The organism is Alphaproteobacteria bacterium, from assembly GCA_033762625.1.
In the GTDB taxonomy this organism is placed as follows: domain Bacteria; phylum Pseudomonadota; class Alphaproteobacteria; order UBA9219; family RGZA01; genus RGZA01.
This window is the reverse complement of the sequence record JANRLI010000025.1, coordinates 89,937-96,450: the sequence shown is the minus strand read 5'-3', so window position 1 is coordinate 96,450 and position 6,514 is coordinate 89,937. Positions and strand designations below refer to the sequence as shown.

Sequence of the window (6,514 nt, the reverse complement as noted above, 5' to 3'; positions counted from 1 at the left end):
TCCATGTTGAACTTGGACGGGCAACTTCTCCTTTTGCATCTTTAAACCCTGCGCCCACCGTACCAAACAAGGTCTTGGTTTTATACTTCTGGATTTTGCCAATTTGATGCAGATGCTCGGCATTGGCAAGAATGCGCGATTTAAGCCATGGGTTCCATGTCTTGATGTGCAATCCTGCTTCGCCCCACATGGCATTGGCAGTAATCAGCGCAGCTTGAATGGTTTTGTCATCCATATTGCCTTTGATATCAATTACGCGCGGATGAACAATGATCTTAAGCGGCTTAGCATTCGCGCTGCCATCCGGATGGCGATTATCAAATGTGATTTTGTCCCCTTCGGTTGATAGTTCGTGATGGAAATTTTCCCCCCAATTCCCGGGACGCGATAGTTCGCGTTTCAGTGTATCTACAATCAACGTAACTTGCTCTGGTGTGAAATTATCGGCTGTACCAATATTTGCTGCGGCATCGCCAGTAAGCAGTGAAGCATCCGGTGGTGTCGCTGCTCCCGTTGGCGTAGGATCTAGTGCGCGAATGTGTGCTGCTTGCTGTTCTGCCTGTTGCAATTCACGTTCAGCTGCTTCACGAGCAAGCTTCAATCGCTGATTTTCTTGTTCGCCGTCAGTGATATGTTGATGCAGTTCCGCGAGCTTGCGCTCTGCCTCCACTTTAGTGTCACGGGCTCTATCGCGCAGCGCGCGCTCAGCTTCATAGGCTGCTTTTGCCTGATGCGCAAGCGCTGCAAGACGCGCAGCCTCCGCGCGTATATCTGTTGCAGTTCGCAATTTACCCGCAGCGGCCAAAGATGCTGCATCGACATCGGCTTGTGTTCCTGTTGTGCTTGCTAAGGCAGCAATTGCTCTGCTCAGTTCTGCCTGCGCATCATCGCGCTCGCGCTCTGCTGTAACCGCAAGAGCATCTTGGGCTTGCGCTGCTGTGTACGCAGCGCTGCTTTCCCGACGTTTTTGCGTGGTGCTTCTTTCTTTTTCATCAAAAGCTGTATCGGCTAACGCCTTTTCCTGCTCAAGCGCAGGTAGACGCAAACGATGTGAAGCGAGCGTTCTTAAATTATTTGCTTCTGCTTGTTTGGCGATGGTTACGCGCTCATTTGCAATTCGTATGAGTTCATCTGCGGGATCAGCCGGTGCAATTACAACGCTGGGTCCAGTTGAAGGAGTAGCTGAAGGTGTGCCCGATGCAGCGCCCGTTGGTGTTGCAGTTGGCGTCGCAGAAGGTGTTGCAGTTGGCGTTGCAGAAGGTGTTGCAGATGGCGTCGCAGAAGGTGTTGCAGTTGGCGTTGCAGAAGGTGTTGCAGTTGGCGTCGCAGAAGGTGTTGCAGTTGGCGTTGCAGAAGGTGTTGCAGTTGGTGTTGCAGTTGGTGTTGCAGTTGGCGTTGCAGTTGGCGTTGCAGTTGGCGTTGCTGACGCAGTTCCAGAAGGAGTGCCAGAGGGAGTCGTACTCATCAAAAATTCCGCTTAAAAAATCTTAAATCGATTTCCAAATATATCACGGGATACTGAAAGTATAGGATTCATAATGATTAAAATTCACCAGATGGCCTGTAAGCCGGGTTTTGTCATCGCACCTTTAACAGTGTTAAGACGGTCATTCATCTAGCATGTGAATTACTTCACATGTCATGCAACCTACCCGGATGGTTAATGGTAAGATCAGCCAACCATCCCTATTTGGTCTTGCTCCTGGTGGGGTTTGCCATGCCGTTTTTATCACTAAAAACGCGGTGCGCTCTTACCGCACCATTTCACCCTTACCAACCCCCCGTCTTAGAAGCTGTTGGCGGTATCTTTCTGTTGCACTTTCCCTGAGGTCACCCCCGCTGGCTGTTAGCCAGCACCATAATCTTATGGAGCCCGGACTTTCCTCCCCAATCTTGCGAAAAAGGCGACCATCCAGCCATCTGGTGAAGTCGTAACAATACAACAAAAAGTGTTAAAAAGAATAGTTGCATAATTGCAACAAAACCAGCCTGACTCGTTGATTAATATTGGTAATTTGATTTTTGCCTATGGCCAAATGATTAAAAATGCTAACCCATGAGATGCATTTCAAACCATATCGAGGAAAACACATGAAGACGAATAATGTGATCGGCAAACTTGCAGCAGCAGCGTTGGTCGCTGCGCTTTTCATCCCGGGTTCAGCACAAGCTTATCCAAAGCAAGGCTGGTATATCGGCGCGGGTGCTGGTGTGAACTTCCTTCAAGATAATGATGCGAAGATTGGCGCAACCACCAACCGCATTGAATCAGACCCAGGTTTTATCCTTGATGGTTCGGTGGGTTTCGGTTTTGAAAACCAGTTTCGCCCTGAATTCGAAATCGCTTACCGCCGCAACAGCGTTGATAAGGTAACGGGCACTGGCGCAGGTACTTCCACCGGTAACTTTGACAGCGTCGCCTTCATGGGCAACTTGTTCTATGACTTCCAGACCCAATCCGGCGTAACCCCATATTTGGGTGCGGGTATCGGGGGCGCGCTGATTGGTGCGAATGATGCAGGCCGCGTATTTGGCGGTAACCTTTTTAACAACCAGCCATTCCAGTTTGCCTACCAAGGTATTGCCGGTTTGTCATACGAACTTAGCGAACGCTGGGACGTAACCGCAGACTATCGTTACTTCGCAACCATCGATCCCGAATATAAGACTGCTGTTGGCGGTTTCACCACCAGCGAAGCTGAATACCGCAACCACACCTTCTTGATCGGTTTGCGCTATGTGTTTGGTATCGAACGCGAAGTGCCAACCCCCGTTGCGATGCACACCCAGCCACGCGCTGTAACCGTTGTGCCAGCCCAGCAAATGATGATGGTGCAACAACCACAGCCGATGATGATGCAGCAGGTTCCGCCCGCACCACCGGTTGTTCCAGAAACTTATATTGTGTTCTTTGATTTCGACAAAACCTACCTTACCGCCGAAGCCAAAGAAACCATCCAACGCGCAGCCGATGCATTCCGCCGTGGCGGTGTAGCCCGCGTTCAAGTAACCGGTCACACCGATACCCGTGGCAGCACCCGCTATAACAAGCGTTTGTCAGACCGCCGCGCCGCGATGGTTCAAGGTTACATGGTTAGCCTTGGCATTCCACGTGATGAAATCACCACACGTGGCGCTGGCGAAAGCGAGCTGATGGTTCCAACGGCAAACAATGTTCGTGAAGCCAAGAACCGCCGCGCAGAAATCGTACTGGTTCAATAAGCGGTTTCTGAATAGCTAATTAAAAACGCCGCATGCATGTGCGGCGTTTTTTTTATGGCCAAATTGGCTGTGAAATAGCACTTTTAAAAATACGGTTGTGAAACAAGCGTTTATCAAAAATGTTTCACGTGAAACACAAGTCGCGGTTGAACACAGTGATTTAGCAAATTTTTTATAGACAAAAACGCAGCAGCATTTGCGATGTTTTCAAAATGCAAATTGAAATTTGGTTTTTAGGATTTTTCGAAGTTGTTCATACGAAGCAATTACTGGGGCTTGAGTTTGATGAGCGTATTTTCATTAATTCCACCTCTGGGCATTAATCGATTCAAGGTGATTAGATTGTTCTGCGCCATTTTTTTAAGCCATGCATGTAATATTTTATCTGTGACAGCAGGAAGTTGAAGAATGTCTTTAGCAAGTGCAGAATATTTTACCTCGTTTTTGGATTGCAAAAAAAATACAATTCGTTCAGGACCAATTTTTTCTGAATAAGAATGTAATTCTTCTAGAGGTGTAGCCTCAGGGATTTCAGCAGGGCCAAACAAATCGCTCATTCCCGTTTTCTCAGTCTTTTGCTTATAGGCGGCTACCTTCCTAACCTCATCGTATTGTTCTAATGATTTCTCCCGAATTTTATGAAATTGCTGCAAACCTTTTAAATGTGTTGTTGCATAAATAAGATAGAACCAAGAACGATCCATCGTTCTGTGTAGTATAGGCGAGTATGTAACAAGCCAATCTAATTTTGATGATATTCTTCTTAATCGCTGGCAATATAATTCAACAACGGCTGCTTCGTGGGTAATCCCTGCGTTCTCAAGGTCGCTTAATTCACTTTCCCACGCGCCGCCACCAAAAAGTTTTTCAAAACTTGCTTTAATTTTTTCTCGTTCATCGCCAACAAATCGTTTGATGTCGTTGAACATAAAATTAATTAAAAACTCTCCTTTTTGTTGAAAGAGAGGTTTAATTTTATCATAGGAATAGCCTGTCCATCCTGTGGGATCGATAAATATAAAAGCAAAGCTATTGCCCACGTATTTTTTTATATCAGATATAAGGTTTTCAAAGTCACCATTAAGAACTTCGGTATGAATGCCCTCTAGTTGATTGGATTGAATATACGTTTTTAATTGCTCGCATCGTGAGCGATTTTCTTCAATAAACAGGCAGCGAATAATTTTTTTTCTTTTATAGGTTGTTTCGGCATGTTGTCGGACTTCAGATAGCTTTTTTAATGCAATAGAAAAAGAAGTGTCAGAATAATTCCCATCTTTCGATTCCCATGGCCCAGAAAAACCATCCACATATACTAATTCGTCTCTGCTGTACAAAATATGGTAGGCAAGTGTCTTAATGTAATCACCAAACAGAATGTGTTTTGCGAGAGTTTGTTCGCGTCCCTCATATAAAAAGTTTTGTGCTGAATTTTGTGCACACATTATTCGGCTGCCTCTAAATAAAGAACTGCTGGATTAGAGGCTGTTTTCGAAAGGGCAGGGAACTGACTCCATAATTTACCTTGCAGAAGTCTGCCTCCAGACTTTGGTCTATATCCCCCCCATTGCTTGAAGAAGAAGGGTACTTTTTGTTTTACACATTGGTTTTTTACAGATATTGCCCATTCTGGCTCCATTGGTCGTGCATTTGGGCCGCTTTCACCGCCTGCAATAACCCAATGAATACCGGATAATTGTAAATCACCAGGAGGGCCAATAAGTGGTTCTACAGATAAGAATCTAATTGAAGCATTGGTTTCTTGTAGATGTGTTATGCGTGAAAGTTTGGTACTATTTTCTACAGAAACACCTAACCAAATATGCTCAGGTGCTTTCCCTTTTTTATAACGATTGTTTATGTATTTCTTCATCAAAGAGCTGCGCTTTGTGAGTACTTGAAAAACATGCCAATCGGCCTTTTCCATAGTATCAAAGACGCTATCTATATGTTCGATGGGAATTTCTTTATGAAAAAGATCACTCATGGAATTTACAAAAACCAAACGAGGCTTTTTCCATGCGAGAGGTTGAGTTAATCTTTCAGGCCTGATTTTTAAATCAAAACCATTTTCAAATGGATGACCTTTGACTCCACGAAAACGCTCGGAAAATCTTTCTGCATAACAAAAATCACAGCCCAAACTAATTTTCGTGCAACCTGTAACGGGGTTCCAAGTGCTATTGGTCCACTCAATGGTACTTTTATCAGCCATCACTCATCCTATAAGAACATAAAGTGAACGTAGCAAATGTTGATACTATAGTCTAGTTATAAGTATGCGGGGTATGGGGGAGGTAAGATCTACCCCACAATATCCTTAAACCTATCTGTCGCTTCAATAAGTGCGCTGCGGATACCGGGTTCGAGTGCGGCGTGGCCAGCATTAGGAACGACGATGAAATCCGCTTCCGGCCATGCTTTATGCAATTTGAATGCATTGGCAACCGGGCACACCATGTCATATCGCCCATGCACGATGACACCGGGGATATGGCGGATGCGCGCGATGTTATCGATCAACTGCGTTTCGGGTTTGAACAAGTTGTTTTTGAAATAATGCGCTTCAAGCCGCGAGATGGATGCGGCGCGTTTACCATCATCAGGATTTGATTGAACATCCGGGTTGGGGAGGAGGGTGGAGCAGGCGCTTTCATATTGGCTCCACGCCGCATAGGCCCGCACGCGGATATTCGGATTTGGGTCATCCATCAATTTCAGATACGCATCCAGCAGATTGCCGCGTTCGGCTTCGGGCACCAGACTTGCGAAGGCTTCCCACGCATCGGGGAATACGGTGGCAAGGCCATAAAGGAACCAGTTGATTTCCCATTGTTCGAGCAAGCAAATGCCGCGCAGGATTAAACCCAGCACACGCTGCGGATGCGTTTGGGCATAAGCCAATGCAAGCGTGCTGCCCCATGAACCCCCAAACACATGCCAGCGTTCAAGGCCAAGGTGCATACGCAGCTTTTCCATATCATCAATCAGATGCTGCGTTGTATTTTCCGCCATTTCGCCATGCGGGGTGGATTTACCCGAACCGCGCTGGTCGAACAGAATGATGTGCCAGTGCTTGGGGTCAAAGAAACGGCGATGCACGCTTTGCGTGCCAGCGCCCGGCCCGCCATGCAGGAATACCACCGGCGTGCCTTTGGGGTTGCCGCTGGTTTCCCAGTATAAATCGTGAAGCTCGCTGACCTTGAGCCGCCCGGTTTGATAAGGCTCAATCGGGGGAAAGAGTTCACGGCGTTTCACTGCAATTCCACCTTTTGGCCCACCTTTTGGACTG

5 protein-coding genes and 1 other RNA gene are annotated in these 6,514 nt (G+C 46.6%); 1 reads left to right on the top strand and 5 read right to left on the bottom strand.

Annotated features, from left to right (window positions below):
- Together SFW65_10640 and rnpB are read right to left on the bottom strand one after the other, a co-directional pair.
- On the bottom strand, positions 1 to 1,465 hold a 1,465-nt coding region (locus SFW65_10640; GenBank protein MDX1923570.1), incomplete at its 3' end, for a hypothetical protein.
- A gap of 83 nt (positions 1,466 to 1,548) precedes the next feature.
- An RNA gene (gene rnpB, locus SFW65_10635) (RNase P RNA component class A) lies at positions 1,549 to 1,924 on the bottom strand.
- A gap of 167 nt (positions 1,925 to 2,091) precedes the next feature.
- Between rnpB and SFW65_10630 the strand changes: the two genes are divergently transcribed.
- Entirely contained in the window at positions 2,092 to 3,222 is a 1,131-nt protein-coding gene (locus tag SFW65_10630; protein ID MDX1923569.1) for an OmpA family protein, read from the top strand.
- 266 nt (positions 3,223 to 3,488) lie between these two features.
- Here SFW65_10630 and tcmP read toward each other — a convergent pair whose 3' ends face one another.
- From tcmP to pip, 3 genes are all read right to left on the bottom strand, one after another.
- Positions 3,489 to 4,667, bottom strand: a complete 1,179-nt coding sequence (tcmP, locus tag SFW65_10625; protein ID MDX1923568.1) for a three-Cys-motif partner protein TcmP — start codon at positions 4,665 to 4,667, stop codon at positions 3,489 to 3,491.
- Positions 4,667 to 5,437 (bottom strand): phage Gp37/Gp68 family protein, encoded by a 771-nt coding sequence (locus SFW65_10620; GenBank protein MDX1923567.1) that lies wholly within the window; start codon positions 5,435 to 5,437, stop codon positions 4,667 to 4,669. The genes tcmP and SFW65_10620 overlap by 1 nt, the downstream gene beginning before the upstream one ends.
- 89 nt (positions 5,438 to 5,526) lie before the next feature.
- Positions 5,527 to 6,480, bottom strand: coding sequence for a prolyl aminopeptidase (gene pip, locus SFW65_10615; GenBank protein ID MDX1923566.1), 954 nt, complete (start codon positions 6,478 to 6,480; stop codon positions 5,527 to 5,529).
- Between the last annotated feature and the right edge of the window lie 34 nt (positions 6,481 to 6,514).

Bases quoted from the DNA above. Each gene is read 5' to 3' on its own strand.
- SFW65_10620 (MDX1923567.1), bottom strand. From the start codon at position 5,437: ATGGCTGATAAAAGTACCATTGAGTGGACCAATAGCACTTGGAACCCC.
- SFW65_10630 (MDX1923569.1), top strand. From the start codon at position 2,092: ATGAAGACGAATAATGTGATCGGCAAACTTGCAGCAGCAGCGTTGGTC.
- tcmP (MDX1923568.1), bottom strand. From the start codon at position 4,667: ATGTGTGCACAAAATTCAGCACAAAACTTTTTATATGAGGGACGCGAA.